Origin of the sequence: Chryseobacterium rhizosphaerae (assembly GCF_003385455.1) — a bacterium.
GTDB lineage: Bacteria > Bacteroidota > Bacteroidia > Flavobacteriales > Weeksellaceae > Chryseobacterium > Chryseobacterium rhizosphaerae.
In genome coordinates, this window is record NZ_QNUF01000021.1 from 40,214 (window position 1) to 58,805 (window position 18,592).

Sequence of the window (18,592 nt, forward strand, 5' to 3'; positions counted from 1 at the left end):
TTTATAATTTGGAAATTTGTCATGTTATTAAAAGCCAATACAATGACAGATCAACAGAATCAATTTCCGCAGTTATTTTTAAGATTAGCACTTTCAGTGACTATGCTCTCTGCAGTAGCAGACCGATTGGGTTTTTGGGGCGCCAACGCTGCATGGGGAAATATGGCCAATTTTGAAGCATACACAAGAAAACTGACATTTTTTCTTCCCGAAGCTTTAAGTACTGTGTCGGCATATGCTGCAACATGTTTGGAAATCCTATTTCCACTGATGCTGATTTTAGGTTTTAAAACAAAAATTGCGGCATATGGAAGCGGTTTTCTCTTGTTGATTTTTGCAGTGTCAATGACTATTGCATTGGGGATCAAAGCCCCCCTTGATTATTCTGTTTGGGTAGGATGTGCAGGGGCATTTTTATTGGCTTCTCAGCAACAATATTCCTTTAGTATAGATCAATTAACCAAAAAATAATATCATAATGAGCGCAAGATTAAATATTGCAACAGTAGATTCAGCAGCTTATAAAGCGATGATGGGATTGGAAGGATACCTACAGACTATTTCTTTAAACCACATTCAGAAAGAATTAATTAAAATCAGGGCTTCACAGATTAATAAATGTGCTTTTTGTCTTGATATGCACACGAAAGATGCCATTAAATATGGTGAAACCCCTCAAAGAATTTTCATCCTTGACGGGTGGAGAGAAGCCAAAGATTTATTTACAGAAGAAGAGCAGGTACTTTTGGAAATGACAGAAGAGATCACTTTGATCAGCCATGCAGGTTTGACAGAAGAGACTTTCCAAAAAGCCAAGTCAATTTTTGATGAAAATCAGATCGCACAGATCATCATAGCTATTGTAACCATTAATGCATGGAACAGAATTGCGGTAAGTACTCATCTTCCGATTGCAAAATAGAAATAAAGTAAGAAAGCTGGAAACATGGAGAAGGAAGTTCATGAGGACGGTTTCGCTGCTTGTCGTTTACTTTGTAAAAGAGCTTTTCAAAACTGAAAAGCTCTTTTTATGTAAACACAATGAGGCGGAGTAGTCCTTGCCAGGTATTAATTCTAAAAATAAATTCTATGGGTTAGTCTTATTTTTTCAAAACACGAATCACTTTGTCTCACTGTTTATTACAGTATATTATAAGTTCCTTTATTGCTGAGAAATACATAATGAATTTAATAGATAGCCACAGGGTTTACATTCACCTGAGTAGATCCTACATATAAAGGTTGTCCCAGTACAAACAGAAACTCCCATACTTTTTGTTTTACCAATGGGCGGCTGTCAATCAGTTCCAGATTGTAGATTCCTTTTTTGGCGAGCATAAATTGGTTGATTGGAAATTCTTCCTTACTTTTTGGATTTGGATAGACTTCTGAAGCCCACGTATCACCACCAAAAGCAACGATTCCCTGATCTGCAAGCCATTTTGCGGCTTCCATCCCGATTCCTGGCTCTGTTTCCAGAAACTTTTTATTGTCTTTACCTATCAGTTCAAGCCATCCGGTATTGAAAAGAATGATGTCTCCTTTTCTTAAACTCAGTCCCTGTTTCTTTAAAACTGATTGAATATCATCTACGGTAAATTCTGTTCCTCCCGGAACGATTGATTTTCCATAATGAGCGGTCATATCAAGGACTATACCTCGGGTAACAAAAGGAGGAACTTTTTCAACTCCCAGTTTTTTTACACCTTCTACACTTACAAAATTGGTAGCTTTATTTCCGTTGTAGTAGATATTGTCAATACCGATATGCCCAATACCATTAAGCTGTGTTCCCACTCCGGTCCAGCCGTTTACCAGTTCATCATTGAAGGTGAATTTATTGGGGCCTATACTTTTTCCGGCCTGTTCTCCGGGTTGGATATTGTATAAATTGAAACTTCTGTGTCTGAAAGCGGGAAGATTTTTATCAATAGGAACGGCAAGAGCTAGTGTTTTACCTTGTTTTACCAGTCCTAAAGCTTGTTTTACTACCTCAGGGGTCAACAGGTTAGCGGCTCCTATTTCATCCTGTGCCCCGTAAGCAGAAGGGTACCACGATTGATCTTCAGGATTGACCAGGGTTTGAGCCTGTAATGTTACGCTGTTTATAGTCAATAGGGTGACTAATCCGAACATTTTGATCAGATTCTTTTTCATTTTTTTTATGATTTATGAGGTAAGAGAAATGAAGCTGGAAGTTCTTATCAGTATGTTGATCGTACTTCCAGCTTTATATTATATTTCGCTCAAAGCAGAATTGATAACGTTCAATTCTTCCTGTGAAAGATCAATAGACATTGTCTTTGCATTTTCGATAGCTTGCTGAGCATTTCTTGCTCCTGCCAATACTACGGTGATTGCAGGTTGCAGTGTTGTCCATCTTAACACCAGCTGAGAAAGGCTGGCTCCTTTTTCCTGAGCAATAGGTTCTATTTTTTCTAAGAACGTTTTTACTTTATTTACATCAAACTGGGAGAAATAACCGTTTCTATGGTCGTTGTCTTTTAATTTGTTTTCTTTGAAATATTTACCTGTTAAAAGACCTCTTTCCATAGGACTGTATACGATAATTCCTGAATTGTTTTCCAAAGAATAAAGAACAAGATCATTTTCAATACTACGGTTCAGCATACTGTAAGAGACCTGGTTGCTTGCCAGTTTCAAAGTTCTGTTGGCTTCCTCCATCTGAGCTACACTGTAGTTACTTACTCCTGCAGAACGGATTTTTCCCTGTTGGATTAATAGTTCCATGGCTTCCATTGTTTCACTGATCGCAGTAGTGCTGTCCGGCCAGTGAAGTTGTAAAAGATCAATATAATCTGTGCCTAATCTTTTTAAACTTTCTTCAACTTCTTTGATGATATTTTCTTTGGAAGCTAGCTTATAAACAGGGATTGTTTTCCCTTCGTCTTCAGCATCAAAGAAAAATTCTCCTTTGCCATTGTTGCTTCCGTCCCATACTAAACCAAACTTTGTAAGTAATTGGATTTTTGAACGGTCTTTCCCTTTGATGGCTTCCCCGATCATTTCTTCACTTAATCCGAAACCATAGAATGGTGCAGTGTCGATAGAAGTTACCCCGTGGTCCAGCGATGCATGAATAGAGTTTATAGAATCCTGTTTTTCATTACCTCCCCACATATTGCCACCGATGGCGAAAGCCCCGTGTGTGATGGTTGATAATTCTAAATCTGTATTTCCTAATTTTCTATATTCCATTTTTTTTATTTTAAAATTTTGTTTATCCCCTATTAAAACCACTCCTTCAAATCTTTGATTTACCACCTCTAAGGAAGAGAGAGCTATTACAGTTTTAATTCTGACAGTAGTAAAGGTTTTTGAGAGTACTTAAGTATTTCTTAAGCGTCAGGTTTTGAGGATTAAAAATGAGTTGTTATTTATTTAATTCTTTTAAAATTGCTTCTCCAACGCTTTTTGCAGATTGTGGATTCTGTCCTGTAATCACTCTTTGATCAGCTACTACATGATTCTGCCAAAGACCTGATTTTTCAAATTTAGCTCCTCTTTCTTTCAGTTTATTTTCCAGTAAGAAAGGAACAACATCTGTCAATTTTACTTCAGATTCTTCTTCGTTGGTAAAAGCATTGATTTTCTTACCGTCAACGAGGTACTTCCCGTTCTTAAGCTTAATATTTACCAGGCCTGCAGGACCGTGGCATACACCTGCTACAATACCGCCATTTTCATAAATAGTTGAAGCGATATCTGCCAATTCAGTATTATCTGCGAAATCCCACATTGCTCCATGTCCTCCTGCATAAAAGATTGTTGAATAATCTTTAGGGTTAACCTGAGATGGAGTCAAGGAATGATCAATCTTGTTTTTATATTCTTTATTTTCCCAAAACTCTTTGTTGACAGGATCTTTTAAATCGAATCCATCTACCGGAGGAGTTCCGCCTTTAGGACTTACAAAATCGATTTCATAACCTGCCTGGTGAAGAACTTCCCATGGATGAGAAACTTCTCCCAAATAGTATCCTGTGTCTTCACCCGTATTGCCTTTCTTATCATGGCTGGTTACGACAAATAAAATTTTCTTTTTCATATGACTCGTTTTTTGGTGTTGTGCCTGAATAAATCCTATCATGAACAGGCTAAGACATAAAAGTGCCAGCTTTTTCATAATTAAATAATATTCGTGATATAAATTTGAGGTTTCTCCTGAAGCTTTATATCAACCAAAGCTCCGAAAGCCTGAATATAAGGCTGCTGATTATGCTGTGCCAGCCCTTCTTCACTTTTCCAGATTTCATAGAAAATAAACTGGTTTTTATCTTCAATCCCCTGATGAAGGGTATACAACTCGCAAGCCTCTTCTTTTCTCGTTTCTTTTACCATATTCTGAAGAACTTCCAGTACTTCTGCCTGATGCTCTTCTTTGGATTTTATTATTGCTGTAAGGTAAATTTTCATAATTAAATAAAATTTTCGATTGATTTATATTGAGGGGTCCATCCCAATTCTGTTCGTGCTTTATCGGAATGACATACACTGTTTGATGCAAATCCAAAATATCCACCCGCGGGGCCAAATTGATCTACAGCAGATTGTACGCTAACAGATTGTGCAGGCTGTAATTTATAGTGCAGGCTTATGTGCTCCGCCAGATTTTTGATTGTTGAAGAACCGTTTTCTGCATAGTATATTGAACCGGGTTTTGCTTTTTCCAAAGCAAGTACATACATATCGGCTAAATCCTCAACGTGAAGGTTCGACCATATATTTTCACCTTTTCCAAAATAAACTCCAAATCCCTTTTCTTTGGATAAATTGATTAAAGCCGGAAGCTGAATGCTGTCTTTTTTCAGACCTAATCCCTCTCCGTAAACCATGGTCGGTACAATGACTATGCTTCTTATATTTTTTTTGGCGGATTGAAGCACATAATTATTGATTAATACCCTTGACGCCATTTCCAGCCTTGGATTCAGAGGAAAGTCTTCTGTAAAAATAAAGTCATTTTTTTCTCCATTTTCTTTTCCTCCGAAAATGGCTGAGCCTGAGGTGAAAATAAAAGTTTTTCCACTCCCTTCCAAAGCATTTATAAAACTATCTGCAGCATAGGCATCATCAGCGGAATCAGCAGTGTGGATAACGGCATCAACATGAGAAATTGCAGCATTCAGAATGGCTTCGTCATGTATATTTCCTATAATAGGTTCGATTCCTAACTGCTGTAGTTTTTCTGCAGCGGCTGCATTGCGGACAAGCCCTGCTACGCTGTAGTTTTTTTCTAATAGTTTCTTTGCAACAGTACCACCAATATAACCGGTAATTCCTGTTATGAGTATTTTTTCCATTAGGCTAATTGTGGTTTTAGTTCCTGTTCAAATACGTTTTTAACATGCGCTCTGTAAAGCTTCATATCACGTTCTATATTGGCATTCTTTTCCACATCATGAAAGTGGAAGCTTTCCATTTTTTTTAAAGAAACAAAGGCATTCATTCTATGGAACCCAAATAATGGTCCTTCGTCTACACTTTTCTCACTGAAAAACTCTCCGGGAAGTGTAAAGGCTGTTGCAGGAGCGTTCCAGCTTGTTGTCAGCATATATTTTCTACCGCCAAGCATTCCTCCGGTACCATAGTTGATCTGCGGATTTTCTGCATTTCTCCCGTCACTCATATAAATTCCTTTTGCATGACCTGCAGTGAAAACTTCATCAATATATTTTTTAAGACCATTCGGAAGCTGAAACCACCAGATCGGAGTGTGGTAAATGATATAATCTGCCCAAACAAATTTCTTTACTTCCTCATGTTTATCATAACCCTCACTTACGTTGGTGATCTGTACTTCTATGTTATCAAATGATTTTAGAACCTCTAATGTATTTTCTGCGATAGTGTCATTATATTTTCCTCCGGAATGTCCAAAATTTTGCCCTCCGTTGATGATTAATACTTTTTTCATTTTTTTATGATTGTTTAAATTTTATGATGCAAAGTTAGGATGGATGATTGTATAATAAAAATAGTATAAATTATACCAAAGTATTATAATAATGATAGTTTTAGTTTTTTGGATTCATTGGTTTTGTTCGTTGTGTAAAAATTCAGAATTGGATTTATGCAGCAAAACTGACCATTCATGGTTTTATGGTAAAATGTCATCTTCTATCTGAGCCAAAATTCCTTTCTCTCTTGTACATTTGTTATGATAAACAGAATGAATATGATACAGATTGCAGTTTTTAGTGATGTGCATGGAAATCTTCCTGCGTTGGATTCGGTGTTAGAGGATATAGAGAAAAGGGGAATCCGTCAAAAATTCTGTTTGGGAGATCTTGTAGATTTTGCTCCCTGGGGAAATGAAGTTACTGAAAAAATTAAAGACCTGAATATTCCCTGTCTAATGGGGAACCATGACGAAAGAATTGCTTTCGATATTCCTGTAGTTCCCTTATCTAAGCATACCGAAGAAGAAACTTTTGCCCGTTTCGTTGCAATTGATCACTCTAAAAAATACATTACGGAATCAAATAAGAAGTTTCTTTCTGAGCTCCCTTTTCATTTGCAGTTAAATTATAAGATAGGGGAGAAGCACTGGAATATTCAACTTGTGCACTCAAGTTTATCGAGTAATGACACTTATCTGTATGAATCTGAAAGCGATGAGGTTTTTATAAAAATGTTGGAAGAATCCAGATCTGATGTTATTGTAATGGGACATACCCATTTATCATTTAAAAAACAGTTTGAAAATAATAGCTGGGCTCTTAATTGTGGATCTGTAGGGCGCTCTAAGGAAGAGAACAGATTAGCTTCCTATTTAATTTTAACTTTGGATGAAGAAAAGATTATTCCGGAGATCATACAACTCAGCTATCCGCTTGATGAAACAGCCCGCCGGATTGAAGAAAGTGAAATTCCGGATTATTATGCCTCATTTCTAAGAAATGAACAGGTATCAATGTCTTAATTTTTTTTGAATATACAGTGTATAGTTCTGAGAAGAACCACATTTCTTTTGTGCTATTGAGACATTCCCGGTTCATAAAAGGGATAATAAAATTTTATAGATTGAAAATATTGGATTTTACTGAGTTTTTTTGGAACTGTCAAGTAAAGATTAATTGTGTTTTTAATGTCTGATTTACAGTGTTTTGTAATTATTCGAACTTTGATTTGCAGGGAGTCGAACTTATTTTTTTATTAAAATCAGTTCGACTTTTTTTATTCGGTCTTTTCTGAAAATACTCTGAAGGATATTTGTGTCAAATTAAAATTTAGAAATCATGAAAAAAACAAGCTTTTTTATTTTTTTACTATTATCAGTATTTTGTATGTCACAATTACACAAAGGAAAAATAGACACTTTGCTTACTCCGGAAATTGGCGGAATAAAACAAGCTATAGATATTAAGACAGATGACTCCGGGAAACCTATACTGCTCTTTTTATCAGGAGGACCCGGAAGCTCAATGCGGAAAAATGCAAATTCTTTTACCGACCTTTTAAAAAACAGTTTCACTATTGTTCAATGGGATCAGAGAGATGCCGGAAAAACGCTGGAATTAAATCCTTCACCAGTCCAGCCTTCCGTTGAATTGATGGGGAAAGATACTTATCAGGTTATCAATTTCCTGAGAAAAGAATTAAAACAGGAGAAAATATATCTGTTAGGAAGCTCATGGGGGAACGCTTTAGGTTTCTACATCGTCAGAAATCATCCTGAACTGTTGCATGCTTATTTTGCGGTAAATCCTGTTGTAAGCCAGTTAGCAAGTGAGAAAGAATTGCTTCAGATTTTAAAAGATCATTTTAAAGAAGATCCTGTTGCCACTAAAGAGCTAGGAAGTGTACATATTCCATTCACGGTAGATGAGGACCTGTTTTATTTAAGAAAATGGCTCTTTTACAAAGACGGAAAACAATATGTAACCGGTGAGGATTTCAAAAAAGGATTTCTTCAATGGTCAAAAACCTGGTCACCTGCATGGAATGAAGTGATGAATATTGACCTGCCCAAGACGTTAAAAAAAGTGGATTGTCCTATTTATTTCTTTGTGGGTAAAAACGATGTTCAAACTTCCACGAGAATTACAACTGACTATTTTAGAAAAGTAAAAGCACCCCGAAAAGATCTATTTTTATTCGAAAATTCAGGACATCAGATACATAAAGATGAACCGGAAAAATTTCAGAATACAATCATTCATGTATTAAAGTAATCAAAATTTTAGAGGAAAGTTGAAGGGCGGAAGATGGGAGAGTGAAGCTTATAGTTGCTATTGAATAGATTACGTATTGCTGTTATCGGGTTAAGTAATTTAAATGATCAGTAAAATCAATAAAGTCAGTTATTATTGTTTAGAAAGCATATTAGCTTCTCTCTTCCAATTTCAAGCTTCCTGATATTATTAAAATAGTAATTAGTATTATAATTATTTTGTACTTTTGCATCAGAATATTAATAGATTAAATTATGGTCAATTTAGAATGGTATCGTACTTTTAAGGCGATCTATAAAACCGGGACATTGACTGGGGCAGCTGATGCTTTATTCATTTCACAGCCAGGGGTGAGTTTACATTTAAGTTCACTGGAAGCTTATGTGGGATATAAATTGTTTGACAGAACGGGTAGGAAGATGATTCCAACAGAGCGTGGTAAAGTATTATTCAACGCAGTTGCTGAGCCTATTACCAAACTGGAAGATGTAGAGAAAAATTTTCAGAAATCTACGGAAAAACATACTCCGACCATCAGTGTGGGAATGTGTTTTGAAACTTTTCAGACGACTTTGGAGCAATATGTTTCTTCTTTGCCTTTTAATCTGATCATCAGCTTTGGAGAATATCCGGAAATGCTTGACCAGCTGGATAAAGGAATATTAGATCTTATCATCACTCCTAAAAAAGGATCTTCTCCTAATATAGAACATGAGGCTTTTTCTTCTGAACAAATTGTTTTGGTAGGGGGGAAAGAGGTCGATACAGATAGTTTTAAAAAGATTTTGAAAACAAAGGATGGGGAACAGATAGAAGAGTGGCTGAAAAAAGAAAAATGGTATGGAACCACGGGAGATATGGAACATCTATTCCAGTTCTGGACATTGAACTTTGGACATAAGCCAAATTTTCGCCCGAATTTCATTGTTCCGAATTTAAATTCAATCATCCGTTGTCTGAAAGGAGGAGCCGGGTTAGCGGTTATTCCTGATTTTTTATGTAAGAATGAAATTGAGAGCGGAGATGTAAAACTTATTTGGGAAGGGAAGAAAAAGCTGGAAAATACCCTCTATTTCGGATGCAGAAAAAAGACTAACTATCAATCGGAAATAGAACATATTAAAGGACTATTCCGCAAGATGATGGGTAAGTAAAATCATATCCCGCATTTGTAATCCGTTTTCATAAATAGGATCAGGATAATTTTCAATAAAGAAATCCTTGAGAATACCCTTTTTGATGAACCCGTTTTTCTCATAAAATCTGATCTGTTGGAAGCCTGTATCCGAGGTTCCAACAGTCAGCGTTTTATAGGGATATTCTTTTGCAATTTCTTTCGCCTTATTTATCAAAATACTTCCGATTCCTTTGTTTCTATAAGGGTCTATAACAGCAATATTTTTAATTTCCAGTTCGGTATCACTGTTTTTGTACAATGCCATAACAGCAACATCCTGCAGGCCGTCCTGTAAAAGATAGATGTCAGAGTTGAAAATATATCGGTCAATAGCTTCTACAGTTTCATCTGCTAATAAAAGCAGCTTATAGGGAATTTCCGAACCTGATTCAATGCGGGTGAAAGTGAAATTTTCCATTACAAACTCATATGAATAATTGGATACTCCTTTCCTGAACCATCTTTTTCTGATCTTCCTACTGGTTGGAAACCCATCTTCTCATAAAATCCAATGGCTTGGGGATTCTGTTCGTTAACATCTACTTTGGTAAGGCCTGTTTTCTCTTTCATGAATTGATAAAGAACCTTTCCATAGCCTTTCCCACGGACTTCATTATGGATGAAAAGCATTTCCAAATTACCTTCAGCAACAGATGAAAACCCTTTACTTTCACCATTTTCAATAATTAAATAGACCTCCAGGTTGGGTAGATAGTCCCTTGGAATGGCTTCTTTGAAATACGTAAAATCTTCTTCAGAAAGAAAATCGTGGGTAGCCTTTACAGCAGATTCCCATATTTCCATGATTTTCGGATAATCTTCGGAAGTGGCAAGCCTTATTTGATGTGACATGATTTAAAATTTAGGCAAAAATAGAAAATTAGAAGTTAGGAAAAAGAGTTTATAATGTGTTGGAAAAACGCAAAGACGCAAAGATTTAATAAGCAGGACTGTTTTTAAGGCGCAAGAAAATCAAAGATTTTCAGTAAGTCTCATCAAATAGAATATTGTGGTCTTATGTTAGCAGCATTCCATTTTATTGGAGATAAAATCTTTGCGTCTTATGGCGTAGAGTATGAAAAGCCCTTTGCGTCTTTGCGTTTCCAACATTAAATGAATTTTTTATGTTATAATGTGTTGGAAAAACGCAAAGACGCAAAGATTTAATAAGCAGGACTGTTTTTAAAGCGCAAGAAAATCAAAGATTTTCAGTAAGTCGTATTAAATAGGATATTGCAGTTTTAGATTTGCAGCATTCTATTTTATCGGAGATAAAATCTTTGTGTCTTATGGCGTAGGGTATGTAAAAACCTTTGCGTCTTTGCGTTTCCAACATTAAATGAATTTTTTATGTTGTAATGTGTTGGAAAAACGCAAAGATTTAATAAGCAGGACTGTTTTTAAAGCGCAAGAAAATCAAAGATTTTCAGTAAGTCGTATCAAATAGGATATTGCAGTTTTAGATTTGCAGCATTCTATTTTATCGGAGATAAAATCTTTGCGTCTTATGGCGTAGAGTATGAAAAGCCCTTTGCGTCTTTGCGTTTCCAATATTAAATGAATTTTTTATGTTATAATGTGTTGGAAAAACGCAAAGACGCAAAGAAGTTTCATTATAAACAGTTTTTAAGGCGCAAGAAAATCAAAGATTTTCAGTAAGTCTTATCAAGTAGAATATTGCAGTTTTAGATTAGCAGCATTCCATTTTATCGGAGATAAAATCTTTGCGTCTTATGGCATAAAGTATGAAAAACCCTTTGCGTCTTTGCGTTTTTCCAACCCTTTATGATCTCAAAAAATAATGCTTAAAAAAGCCTATTAAATAACATTTTTTTAACAAAACCAGTAAAAATGGTAGGTGAAAATTTCAAATTTTTATTGCAAATTTGTTTAATCACTTTATATTAAAAATTAAAACTAAGAGTTTATGCAAAAGAAAACCTACACAGGGCAACCTGTAGTAACCTTACATAATGGGATAGATATTCCTGCTTTAGGATTTGGAGTATGGCAGATGGAAGACTTGAAGGAATGTGAAAATGCAGTCATTAAAGCTATTCAGACAGGGTACAGAATGATTGATACAGCCGCCATTTATCAGAATGAAACTGCGGTGGGAGCTGCTGTGAAAAATAGCGGAATCAACAGAGATGAGCTGTTTATCACTTCAAAGGTTTGGGTTCAGGATCATGGGTATGAAAAAACAAAGAGTGCATTTCAGAGAACCTTAAACCGATTACAGATGGACTACCTTGATATGTATCTTGTACATTGGCCTTACGGGGATTTTTTAGGAACCTGGAAAGCTTTGGAGGAATTGTATCAGGAAGGAAAGATTAAGGCAATAGGAGTTTGTAATTTTACTATCGAGAAACTGGAAGAACTGAAAGCTCATTCAAGTGTTTTACCGGTGATTAATCAGATTGAACTCCACCCTGTTTTCCAGCAGAAAGAATTACAGGTTTACGACAGAGAAAATAACATCATCACACAGCCATGGAGCCCACTTGGAAACGGAAACGCCAATCTTTTGAACAATGCTGAATTAAAGACTATTGCCGAAAAATATGGTAAAACTGTAGCTCAGGTTATTTTGAGATGGCATTTACAGGAAGGTTTTGTGGTTATCCCGAAATCTGTAACTCCGTCAAGAATTGAAGAAAACTTTAATGTATTCGACTTCGAACTGACAGAAGATGAAATGAATGTTGTCCGTTCTTTGGATACAGGAAAAAGACTGTTTTTTGATCCGAAAGATCCGGAATGGGAACAGAAGATGCTGAATGCTGTAGCAGATATTTAGTAATAAAAAATTGAAATAATCCCGCAGATTTCACAAATTTTTACAGATCAAAAGGTCTGTATCTCCCGTGAAATCTGTGGGATTATTATTAAAAATCATCTTTGTGAGCAATGTCATATTCGTTTAATCATGAGTATTGTCTGCTTATCCGTAACTTCTAATAAAAATAATCCTTATGTTTTGGCCGGATACAATCAGTAAAAAATTAGGGGTAAAATATCCTGTAATTCAGGCTCCAATGTTTGGAGTAAGTACATCACAGATGGTTACAGCAGCAGCAAAAGCAGATTGTCTGGGCTCTCTGGCGTTGGCTGATCTTTCAGCCGATCAGTCTATAGAGCTGATCAGAGAAACCCGAAAGCTTACCGATAAGCCTTTTGCGGCAAATATTTTTGTACACTCTATTCCAGAAATCACAGCAGAGCTAAAAACGAAATTTGTCAAAGCCAAACAGTTTATAGAACAGTTGGCTCTAGAGAATCATATTGAAGTCAGCCTTCCGGATCTTGAAGCTATTCAATTACATACTTATCATGAACAAATAGATGCTATAATAGCTGAAAAATGCAGGATTCTAAGCTTTACTTTTGGAAATTTAGATGATACAAGTATTCAGAAATTAAAAGAAAACGGGCTAACCCTTATTGGCACCTGTACTTCTGTAGAAGAAGCTTTGGCTCTTGAGAGATCAGGAATTGATATGATCTGTGTGCAGGGGATAGAAGCAGGAGGGCATAGAGGAAGTTTTGATGCAGATGATATTCCCAAGATTGGAGGCTTATCTCTATTGTCACAGGTTTATGATCATGTGAATGTTCCATTGATTTATGCAGGGGGAATTTATAATGCTAAAACAGTACAGGCAATAAAGGATTTGGGAGCACAGGGTTTCCAGGTAGGTAATCTTTTACTGGCATCTAAAGAAAGTGCTTTGCTCCCTTTTGAAAAAGAAAGGCTTAAAAAGGTGAGAGAAGATGAGATTATTTTAACGAAAAGTTTTTCAGGAAGATATGCCAGAGGGGTTAAAAATAAATACATTGAAGTTCTTGAAAATTCAGAATATATTTTACCTTATCCATATCAAAACAAACTGACCAATCAGCTGCGTAAAGTTGCAAAGTCTTTACAGAATTCAGATTTCCTGGGACTTTGGGTAGGGCAGTCTATTCATAAGTACAGTGAGCTTTCTACAGAAGAAATCCTGAGGAATCTCATTATTCAAACAGAGGTGAAGTAGAAATAAAAGCTTTATCTTCGGGCCTTAAATATAATTGTAGGCTTAATAATGAAAAAAATATTTCTATCATTTACTGTATTTTCAGTAATAGGATCATGCAGTACTGATAATGATAATAATAACGAACAGGAGATATCTCCTATCATTGGAACATGGAATCAGTATAAAGGTGAAGAACATACTTCATTCAACAATAAAGTAAAAGTTCATTATCCGGAAGGTTGTGAGTCGGAAAATACTTTTGAGTTTAATCAGACCCATTTGAATACAGTTGGGTATGCATTAAGTAAAGGAGTATGTGTTCCATCAGAAGCTTATAATACCCAGTATACCTATGATAAAACCAGTAAAAAACTCTGGTATAAAGATAATAACAGCAATGCTGTAATTGTGTCTAAACTCACTCCTACTGAAATGGTGACGGAAGACCGTACAGAAGACCGAGATGATGATGGTGTAAAGGATCTTGTGATAAGATACTTTAGAAAAATCAAATAAAAAATAAAAAACCTTTCAGAACAACTGAAAGGTTTTTTGTTTTATACAGAAATCTGAAATAAGCATTCTATTTTCAAATGGTCAGATAAGCTTATTTTCAAATTAAAATTATTTTGTCAGATCCAGGCCGCCGAAATTTCCGGAGCTCATCATCAAATAAGCACCATTAGTCTTATCTAAAGTATTCCAGTAGGCATGAAGGTCTTCTGCATTGGTGAAAACCTTTAGATTTTCATTTTTAAACTTTTCTTTAATGAATTCAGGAGAGATAGGTTCCATTCTTTTGATTTTCAATGCATCTTCAGAATAAAATACGATAGCTTCTTCCAATCCATCCATTGCATGGTCATATTGCTCTAAAAAGGCAGGATTTAAGCTGGAATAAGTGTGAAGCTCAAGGAATCCGTATTTCTTTTCATTTTTAAATTGCTCTCTGAAGGCTTTTACCGCTGCTTTCACTTTACTTGGTGCATGGGCAAAGTCTTTATAAAGAGTTCCTTTATCTTCTCTTTCTACTTTTTCAAGACGTTTGGAAGCTCCTTTGAAGCTCATAATTGCATCATAGAAATCCTCATCCATAATTCCGAGTTGTCGGCAAATATGTCTTGCTCCTTCCATGTTTAGCAGGTTGTGTGCTCCAAACACAGAAAGAGGAATGTCTCCCATTTCAGTTTTTAGATAAACCTTTCCGTTACTGATCTCATATTCAGGAGTTTTGTAAGGGATTTTTCTGAAATAGTTTTCAGCATTTTCCACTACTTTTACTACTTCCGGGTCTTCTTCGTTGTAAACCAATACTCCTCCGGCAGTAATGCTTGCCACAAATTTTCTGAACTGATCTATATAGTCGTCAAAAGTTTTGAAAACATTGATATGGTCCCAGGCAATACCGCTCATTAAAGCGATATTCGGTTGGTATAATAAGAATTTTGAACGCAGATCAATAGGAGAGGATAGATATTCATCACCTTCCAGTACCATAAAATCATTATCCTGAGTCAGTTTTACCATACAGTCAAAACCTTCCAGCTGTGCTCCTACCATGAAATCTACCTCCTTTTGATGGAAATTCAGAACATGGAGAATCATTGAGGTAATGGTTGTTTTACCATGTGAACCGGCAATCACCACTCTGGTTTTATTTTTTGACTGTTCGTATAAAAATTCCGGATAAGAATATATCTTTAGACCCAATTCTTTTGCTCTTGCCAATTCAGGATTATCCTGATGCGCATGCATTCCCAGGATAACAGCATCAATATCCGAAGTTATTTTTTCCGGAAACCAGCCCATTTCCTGTGGCAGGAGTCCCTTTTTTTCCAATCTGGATTTTGAAGGCTCAAAAATAGCATCATCTGAACCTGTAACCTGATATCCTTTATCTTTTAGCGCAATAGCAAGATTATGCATAGCGCTTCCGCCAATGGCAATGAAGTGGGTTTTCAATTGTATTTACTGTTTTTTAACATTATTATTAATGAGCTCCTGGAAAACCTGAAGGATATTGTTCCAATTGGTTTGAAAGTTGGGAACAATCAGACTTGCATCTGTTTTACTGCCTTCATTTGGCCCTTTCTTGATATTGATAGAAGTCGTAATGTTATCATAAAGTTTTTTACGACTTTCCTGAATTCTTCTAAAATTGTTCTGAGAGAGGGTTTGGTCCAGTTTTTTTAAATCTTCATTTGAGATTTTAAAATCCTGTTTGTATTTTTTACCCTGCCCCTCGAAAGAATAGTGTGCATTATTATCTTTTATAAGTAGATTTTCATATACCGGTGCATATCCTCCACTTTTGGAATAACTTATATCAAAATCTGAATATACTTTTTGGCTATTACACGAAACTAATACTATGATGGCGAATAAGATTCCTATTATTCTGTTCATAATTCTTTAATTTACTTTAATTATTAGGGTCCTGTTGTTCTAATTTTTTAGCTTTAAGTTCTTCATCATAAGTGTGTAGTAGGTTAAAATCTTCGGTCTGCTCAATGGCAGTCATAATTTTTAATAAAATTTCCGGTGCCTTTTCGTTATCGTAGTCGATATCCAAAGGGGCTTTAAATTCCATGGTTGGCTTTACACCGGTTACTTTTACACGAAGTCCTTTTTTATCAAAAGCTCTTCTAAACCCATTTATTTTGATAGGAATTACGATGGGACGCTGGTTTTTCACCAGTTTGGCCGTACCTCTTCTTCCTTGTGCAAAAGCTGATGTTGTGCCCTGTGGGAACGTGGCTACCCAACCATTGTCTAAAGCCTTCATGATATTGTCAACTTCACTCATATCTACCATTCTGTTGACATTTTTACCTTCTGCTCTCCAGGTTCTTTTTACGGTTACAGCGCCTGCAATTTTAAAAATTTTTGGAAGAATACCTTTATTCATAGTTTCTTCAGCGGCTACATAGTAAAAATCAATCTTTGGATTCAACAGGTAGATCGGGTTCTTGATGGTGTTTAAATAACCATTATTTACGGCACAGAAAGCATGGTACATTGCTGCCACATCCGCAAAATAGGTTTGATGGTTACACACAAAAAGTACATTAGAGTCCGGAAGATCCACAAGGTGCTCTGTGCCGGTTATCTTCAATTTATTAAAGCCATTGAATCGTCTATAGGATACAATTCCTAAAATAAAAATAACTAACCTTTTTAAAAAATAAGGTGTTCCGAATGCATCGGTGAAAATATTTTTCTTCGCCATCTCTCAATTAAACACGGTTGTGCAAAGTTACATATTTTTCAGCAACTGGCTGAATTCACTTAATATCATCGCTGTAGCGCCCCAGATAATATATCCGTTGAAATTAATCACAGGAACCTCATGCCCTCCCGCACTGGGAAGAGCCATCATTTCCGGGGTGTCAGACAGATTTAGAAAAGAGGTGATAGGAAATTCAATTGTTTCCACAGCTTCGCTTTGCTGAAGAACAAAAAGTGGATTCTTTTTAGTGTATGAAATGTAGGGATACACATAAAAGTTACTTGGCGGAATGTAGATAGGGGACATTTCCCTGATCACTCTCAGGTAATGTTTATCTATTCCAATTTCTTCAGAGGTTTCTCTAATGGCTGTTTCCGCAAAATCCTGATCCATTTCCTCACGTTTTCCGCCAGGCAGTGAAATCTGGCCACTATGTCTGTCATGCTCATTAATCGTTCTTTGGATCAGAGGAAAATACCATTCATTGTCTTTTAAATACAATACAATATTTACTGCGGCAAATTTGGGATTCTTTGCCAGCACTTCATCGTAGGTGAAAACAGGACGGTAAGGGGGTGAGAATACCCCGTGTGCATGCTCACCAGGCAGCTCTACATTCGTTATTTTCCTTAATAAATCTTTTCCAAAATTTTCCATAGTCCAAATTTAACAATATATCTCGAAGAATTAAAGGGCTTAACAATAATTAACCTATGTTGATTCTTTTAGTGATAGAACTGTCAAGAGTGGATTTTTTACTTCGCAAAGTGAATGATGAATAGGGTTTGGGGAAGATTCACAAGCAAAGTGGAGTAATCATGACCAGCTGCCCCATATTGCTACCGTATTTTCCCGTAACCGAAACCAGTGATACAGGGAAAACCATAAATGGTGACTTTCAAAACCGGAAACCATGATTTTTGAAATTTACACTTTGATGGTGGTTTTTCACTTTGGGGCACAGGTTACCTTTGTCTTACTATTAACCAATTAATTTTTACCAAAATGAAAAATTTACTTACAGGTGTCTTTACACTATTGGCCATGAGTTTCGGCTTTGCGCAATCTAATATTGATGTGACTGCACAGATTGGAAACTTAAATACTGCTACCGTGGACCAGACAGGTCTTCTGAACATTAATTCTTTAACACAGAATGGAAACCGTAATACAGCAGACATTGATCAGGTAGGAGTTTTGAATGTGAATACAGCACAAAGTATTGGTAACAGAAACTCTATTGATGTTGATCAGATAGGCTTGGGAAACTCTAATGATGTGCTTCAACAGGGAAACAGAAACTCTGCAGTAACCTGGCAACTTGGAATATTAAATTCTACAGATCAAACTCAGATTGGAAGAAGAAATAGTGTTTCTTCAGTACAGCTTGGTGTGGGTAATGCGGTTGTTCAATATCAGGACGGAAGACGAAATGATGCTTCGATGATCCAGATAGGAACAGGTAATATAGCTGCTCAGACTCAATTAGGAAGAAGAAATAATGCTGATGGTCTTCAGGTAGGAAATGCTAACCTTTTGGTACAATACCAGGATGGTAATGATAACAGTGCTACTCATACTCAGGCAGGTAATAATAATATTGCAGGATCTGTTCAGATGGGAAATGATAACACCTCTATGGGATTACAGGTCGGAAACAGTAATCAATTATACCAATTTCAGTTAGGAGATTCCAACACAGCGATAGATGTTCAGTTGGGTAACGGTAACTTTACCTGGGTGGCTCAAAGCGGTGATTCTCACATTCATGTAGGAACTCAGATAGGAAACAGTAATTCAATGGTAATCACTCAATCAAACTAAGGCCTTTAGTAACAATACTGTAAATCTTAGAAATTGTGAAGGAGAGACTGCAGGGTTTCTCCTTTTTTTATTTCAAGACAAATATACCGGTAAACCGTGATTTTATATCAATACCTGCCAGGTGTGTTTTTCCCGATTCTCT

The 18,592-nt window shown here is 36.1% G+C and carries 21 protein-coding genes; 9 read left to right on the forward strand and 12 right to left on the reverse strand.

The features are described from left to right. Window positions 1-42: 42 nt before the first annotated feature. Window positions 43-471, forward strand: a complete 429-nt coding sequence (locus DRF57_RS16450) for a DoxX family membrane protein (protein WP_047493992.1) — start codon at window positions 43-45, stop codon at window positions 469-471. 7 nt (window positions 472-478) lie between these two features. Further along, entirely contained in the window at window positions 479-922 is a 444-nt protein-coding gene (locus DRF57_RS16455) for a carboxymuconolactone decarboxylase family protein (protein WP_115919674.1), read from the forward strand. Between the two features lie 266 nt (window positions 923-1,188). Here the strand turns inward: DRF57_RS16455 and DRF57_RS16460 are convergent, their stop codons facing one another. The 6 genes from DRF57_RS16460 to DRF57_RS16485 all read right to left on the reverse strand — a co-directional run bounded on the left by DRF57_RS16460 (window position 1,189) and on the right by DRF57_RS16485 (window position 5,938). After that, window positions 1,189-2,157, reverse strand: coding sequence for a cyclase family protein (locus tag DRF57_RS16460; RefSeq protein ID WP_115919676.1), 969 nt, complete (start codon window positions 2,155-2,157; stop codon window positions 1,189-1,191). A gap of 78 nt (window positions 2,158-2,235) precedes the next feature. Continuing rightward, window positions 2,236-3,219: an aldo/keto reductase gene (locus DRF57_RS16465; RefSeq protein ID WP_115919726.1), complete on the reverse strand. Its 984-nt coding sequence runs from the start codon at window positions 3,217-3,219 to the stop codon at window positions 2,236-2,238. A 175-nt stretch (window positions 3,220-3,394) separates the two neighbouring features. Beyond that, entirely contained in the window at window positions 3,395-4,069 is a 675-nt protein-coding gene (locus DRF57_RS16470; protein ID WP_084086852.1) for a type 1 glutamine amidotransferase domain-containing protein, read from the reverse strand. Window positions 4,070-4,149: 80 nt separating this feature from the next. Then, window positions 4,150-4,437: a putative quinol monooxygenase gene (locus DRF57_RS16475; RefSeq protein WP_115919678.1), complete on the reverse strand. Its 288-nt coding sequence runs from the start codon at window positions 4,435-4,437 to the stop codon at window positions 4,150-4,152. A gap of 2 nt (window positions 4,438-4,439) precedes the next feature. Then, on the reverse strand, window positions 4,440-5,324 hold the full coding sequence (locus DRF57_RS16480) for an NAD-dependent epimerase/dehydratase family protein (protein ID WP_115919680.1): 885 nt from the start codon (window positions 5,322-5,324) through the stop codon (window positions 4,440-4,442). Next, entirely contained in the window at window positions 5,324-5,938 is a 615-nt protein-coding gene (locus DRF57_RS16485; protein ID WP_047493965.1) for an NAD(P)H-dependent oxidoreductase, read from the reverse strand. The genes DRF57_RS16480 and DRF57_RS16485 overlap by 1 nt, the downstream gene beginning before the upstream one ends. Window positions 5,939-6,199: 261 nt before the next feature. Here DRF57_RS16485 and DRF57_RS16490 point away from each other — a divergent pair, with 261 nt between their 5' ends. From DRF57_RS16490 to DRF57_RS16500, 3 genes are all read left to right on the forward strand, one after another. Then, on the forward strand, window positions 6,200-6,946 hold the full coding sequence (locus DRF57_RS16490; RefSeq protein WP_115919728.1) for a metallophosphoesterase family protein: 747 nt from the start codon (window positions 6,200-6,202) through the stop codon (window positions 6,944-6,946). 364 nt (window positions 6,947-7,310) lie between these two features. Beyond that, on the forward strand, window positions 7,311-8,198 hold the full coding sequence (locus DRF57_RS16495) for an alpha/beta fold hydrolase (protein WP_228450420.1): 888 nt from the start codon (window positions 7,311-7,313) through the stop codon (window positions 8,196-8,198). Between the two features lie 254 nt (window positions 8,199-8,452). Further along, window positions 8,453-9,352 carry a LysR family transcriptional regulator gene (locus tag DRF57_RS16500; protein WP_047493969.1) on the forward strand — a complete coding sequence of 300 codons (900 nt, stop codon included), beginning with the start codon at window positions 8,453-8,455 and terminating at the stop codon, window positions 9,350-9,352. Here DRF57_RS16500 and DRF57_RS16505 read toward each other — a convergent pair. Both DRF57_RS16505 and DRF57_RS16510 read right to left on the reverse strand, forming a co-directional pair. Continuing rightward, on the reverse strand, window positions 9,326-9,793 hold the full coding sequence (locus DRF57_RS16505; RefSeq protein ID WP_115919684.1) for a GNAT family N-acetyltransferase: 468 nt from the start codon (window positions 9,791-9,793) through the stop codon (window positions 9,326-9,328). The genes DRF57_RS16500 and DRF57_RS16505 overlap by 27 nt on opposite strands. After that, on the reverse strand, window positions 9,793-10,227 hold the full coding sequence (locus tag DRF57_RS16510; protein ID WP_115919686.1) for a GNAT family N-acetyltransferase: 435 nt from the start codon (window positions 10,225-10,227) through the stop codon (window positions 9,793-9,795). Before DRF57_RS16510 ends, DRF57_RS16505 begins: the two co-directional genes overlap by 1 nt. 1,075 nt (window positions 10,228-11,302) lie before the next feature. On the opposite strand from DRF57_RS16510, the gene DRF57_RS16515 reads away from it, so the two are divergent. The 3 genes from DRF57_RS16515 to DRF57_RS16525 all read left to right on the forward strand — a co-directional run bounded on the left by DRF57_RS16515 (window position 11,303) and on the right by DRF57_RS16525 (window position 13,913). After that, the gene (locus DRF57_RS16515) at window positions 11,303-12,178 is read left to right on the forward strand and encodes an aldo/keto reductase (protein ID WP_084086658.1); all 876 of its coding nucleotides are present in this window, start codon (window positions 11,303-11,305) and stop codon (window positions 12,176-12,178) included. Between the two features lie 175 nt (window positions 12,179-12,353). Continuing rightward, the gene (locus DRF57_RS16520) at window positions 12,354-13,415 is read left to right on the forward strand and encodes an NAD(P)H-dependent flavin oxidoreductase (protein WP_115919688.1); all 1,062 of its coding nucleotides are present in this window, start codon (window positions 12,354-12,356) and stop codon (window positions 13,413-13,415) included. Window positions 13,416-13,463: 48 nt separating this feature from the next. Further along, a complete protein-coding gene (locus DRF57_RS16525) occupies window positions 13,464-13,913 on the forward strand; it encodes a lipocalin family protein (protein ID WP_115919690.1) in 450 nt (149 codons plus the stop codon). Window positions 13,914-14,021: 108 nt separating this feature from the next. Here the strand turns inward: DRF57_RS16525 and DRF57_RS16530 are convergent, their stop codons facing one another. Genes DRF57_RS16530 through DRF57_RS16545 form a run of 4 tightly spaced genes read right to left on the reverse strand, consistent with a single transcriptional unit; the run spans window position 14,022 to window position 17,283 of the window. Then, window positions 14,022-15,359, reverse strand: a complete 1,338-nt coding sequence (locus tag DRF57_RS16530) for a UDP-N-acetylmuramate--L-alanine ligase (protein WP_115919692.1) — start codon at window positions 15,357-15,359, stop codon at window positions 14,022-14,024. Window positions 15,360-15,365: 6 nt separating this feature from the next. Then, window positions 15,366-15,803 (reverse strand): hypothetical protein, encoded by a 438-nt coding sequence (locus DRF57_RS16535; protein ID WP_115919694.1) that lies wholly within the window; start codon window positions 15,801-15,803, stop codon window positions 15,366-15,368. 16 nt (window positions 15,804-15,819) lie between these two features. After that, window positions 15,820-16,626 (reverse strand): lysophospholipid acyltransferase family protein, encoded by an 807-nt coding sequence (locus tag DRF57_RS16540; RefSeq protein ID WP_047494666.1) that lies wholly within the window; start codon window positions 16,624-16,626, stop codon window positions 15,820-15,822. A 27-nt stretch (window positions 16,627-16,653) separates the two neighbouring features. Next, the gene (locus tag DRF57_RS16545) at window positions 16,654-17,283 is read right to left on the reverse strand and encodes an NUDIX hydrolase (protein WP_047494663.1); all 630 of its coding nucleotides are present in this window, start codon (window positions 17,281-17,283) and stop codon (window positions 16,654-16,656) included. A gap of 348 nt (window positions 17,284-17,631) precedes the next feature. Between DRF57_RS16545 and DRF57_RS16550 the strand changes: the two genes are divergently transcribed. Beyond that, window positions 17,632-18,450, forward strand: coding sequence for a hypothetical protein (locus tag DRF57_RS16550; RefSeq protein ID WP_115919696.1), 819 nt, complete (start codon window positions 17,632-17,634; stop codon window positions 18,448-18,450). Window positions 18,451-18,592 lie beyond the last annotated feature (142 nt).

What these genes read in the sequence shown, in the direction of transcription:
- DRF57_RS16480 (WP_115919680.1), bottom strand. Translation starts at nt 5,324, where the DNA reads ATGGAAAAAATACTCATAACAGGAATTACCGGTTATATTGGTGGTACT.
- DRF57_RS16505 (WP_115919684.1), bottom strand. Translation starts at nt 9,793, where the DNA reads ATGGAAAATTTCACTTTCACCCGCATTGAATCAGGTTCGGAAATTCCC.
- DRF57_RS16455 (WP_115919674.1), top strand. Translation starts at nt 479, where the DNA reads ATGAGCGCAAGATTAAATATTGCAACAGTAGATTCAGCAGCTTATAAA.
- DRF57_RS16515 (WP_084086658.1), top strand. Translation starts at nt 11,303, where the DNA reads ATGCAAAAGAAAACCTACACAGGGCAACCTGTAGTAACCTTACATAAT.
- DRF57_RS16525 (WP_115919690.1), top strand. Translation starts at nt 13,464, where the DNA reads ATGAAAAAAATATTTCTATCATTTACTGTATTTTCAGTAATAGGATCA.
- DRF57_RS16535 (WP_115919694.1), bottom strand. Translation starts at nt 15,803, where the DNA reads ATGAACAGAATAATAGGAATCTTATTCGCCATCATAGTATTAGTTTCG.
- DRF57_RS16475 (WP_115919678.1), bottom strand. Translation starts at nt 4,437, where the DNA reads ATGAAAATTTACCTTACAGCAATAATAAAATCCAAAGAAGAGCATCAG.
- DRF57_RS16470 (WP_084086852.1), bottom strand. Translation starts at nt 4,069, where the DNA reads ATGAAAAAGAAAATTTTATTTGTCGTAACCAGCCATGATAAGAAAGGC.
- DRF57_RS16520 (WP_115919688.1), top strand. Translation starts at nt 12,354, where the DNA reads ATGTTTTGGCCGGATACAATCAGTAAAAAATTAGGGGTAAAATATCCT.
- DRF57_RS16460 (WP_115919676.1), bottom strand. Translation starts at nt 2,157, where the DNA reads ATGAAAAAGAATCTGATCAAAATGTTCGGATTAGTCACCCTATTGACT.
- DRF57_RS16540 (WP_047494666.1), bottom strand. Translation starts at nt 16,626, where the DNA reads ATGGCGAAGAAAAATATTTTCACCGATGCATTCGGAACACCTTATTTT.
- DRF57_RS16490 (WP_115919728.1), top strand. Translation starts at nt 6,200, where the DNA reads ATGATACAGATTGCAGTTTTTAGTGATGTGCATGGAAATCTTCCTGCG.
- DRF57_RS16495 (WP_228450420.1), top strand. Translation starts at nt 7,311, where the DNA reads ATGTCACAATTACACAAAGGAAAAATAGACACTTTGCTTACTCCGGAA.
- DRF57_RS16550 (WP_115919696.1), top strand. Translation starts at nt 17,632, where the DNA reads ATGAAAAATTTACTTACAGGTGTCTTTACACTATTGGCCATGAGTTTC.
- DRF57_RS16510 (WP_115919686.1), bottom strand. Translation starts at nt 10,227, where the DNA reads ATGTCACATCAAATAAGGCTTGCCACTTCCGAAGATTATCCGAAAATC.
- DRF57_RS16545 (WP_047494663.1), bottom strand. Translation starts at nt 17,283, where the DNA reads ATGGAAAATTTTGGAAAAGATTTATTAAGGAAAATAACGAATGTAGAG.
- DRF57_RS16450 (WP_047493992.1), top strand. Translation starts at nt 43, where the DNA reads ATGACAGATCAACAGAATCAATTTCCGCAGTTATTTTTAAGATTAGCA.
- DRF57_RS16485 (WP_047493965.1), bottom strand. Translation starts at nt 5,938, where the DNA reads ATGAAAAAAGTATTAATCATCAACGGAGGGCAAAATTTTGGACATTCC.
- DRF57_RS16500 (WP_047493969.1), top strand. Translation starts at nt 8,453, where the DNA reads ATGGTCAATTTAGAATGGTATCGTACTTTTAAGGCGATCTATAAAACC.
- DRF57_RS16465 (WP_115919726.1), bottom strand. Translation starts at nt 3,219, where the DNA reads ATGGAATATAGAAAATTAGGAAATACAGATTTAGAATTATCAACCATC.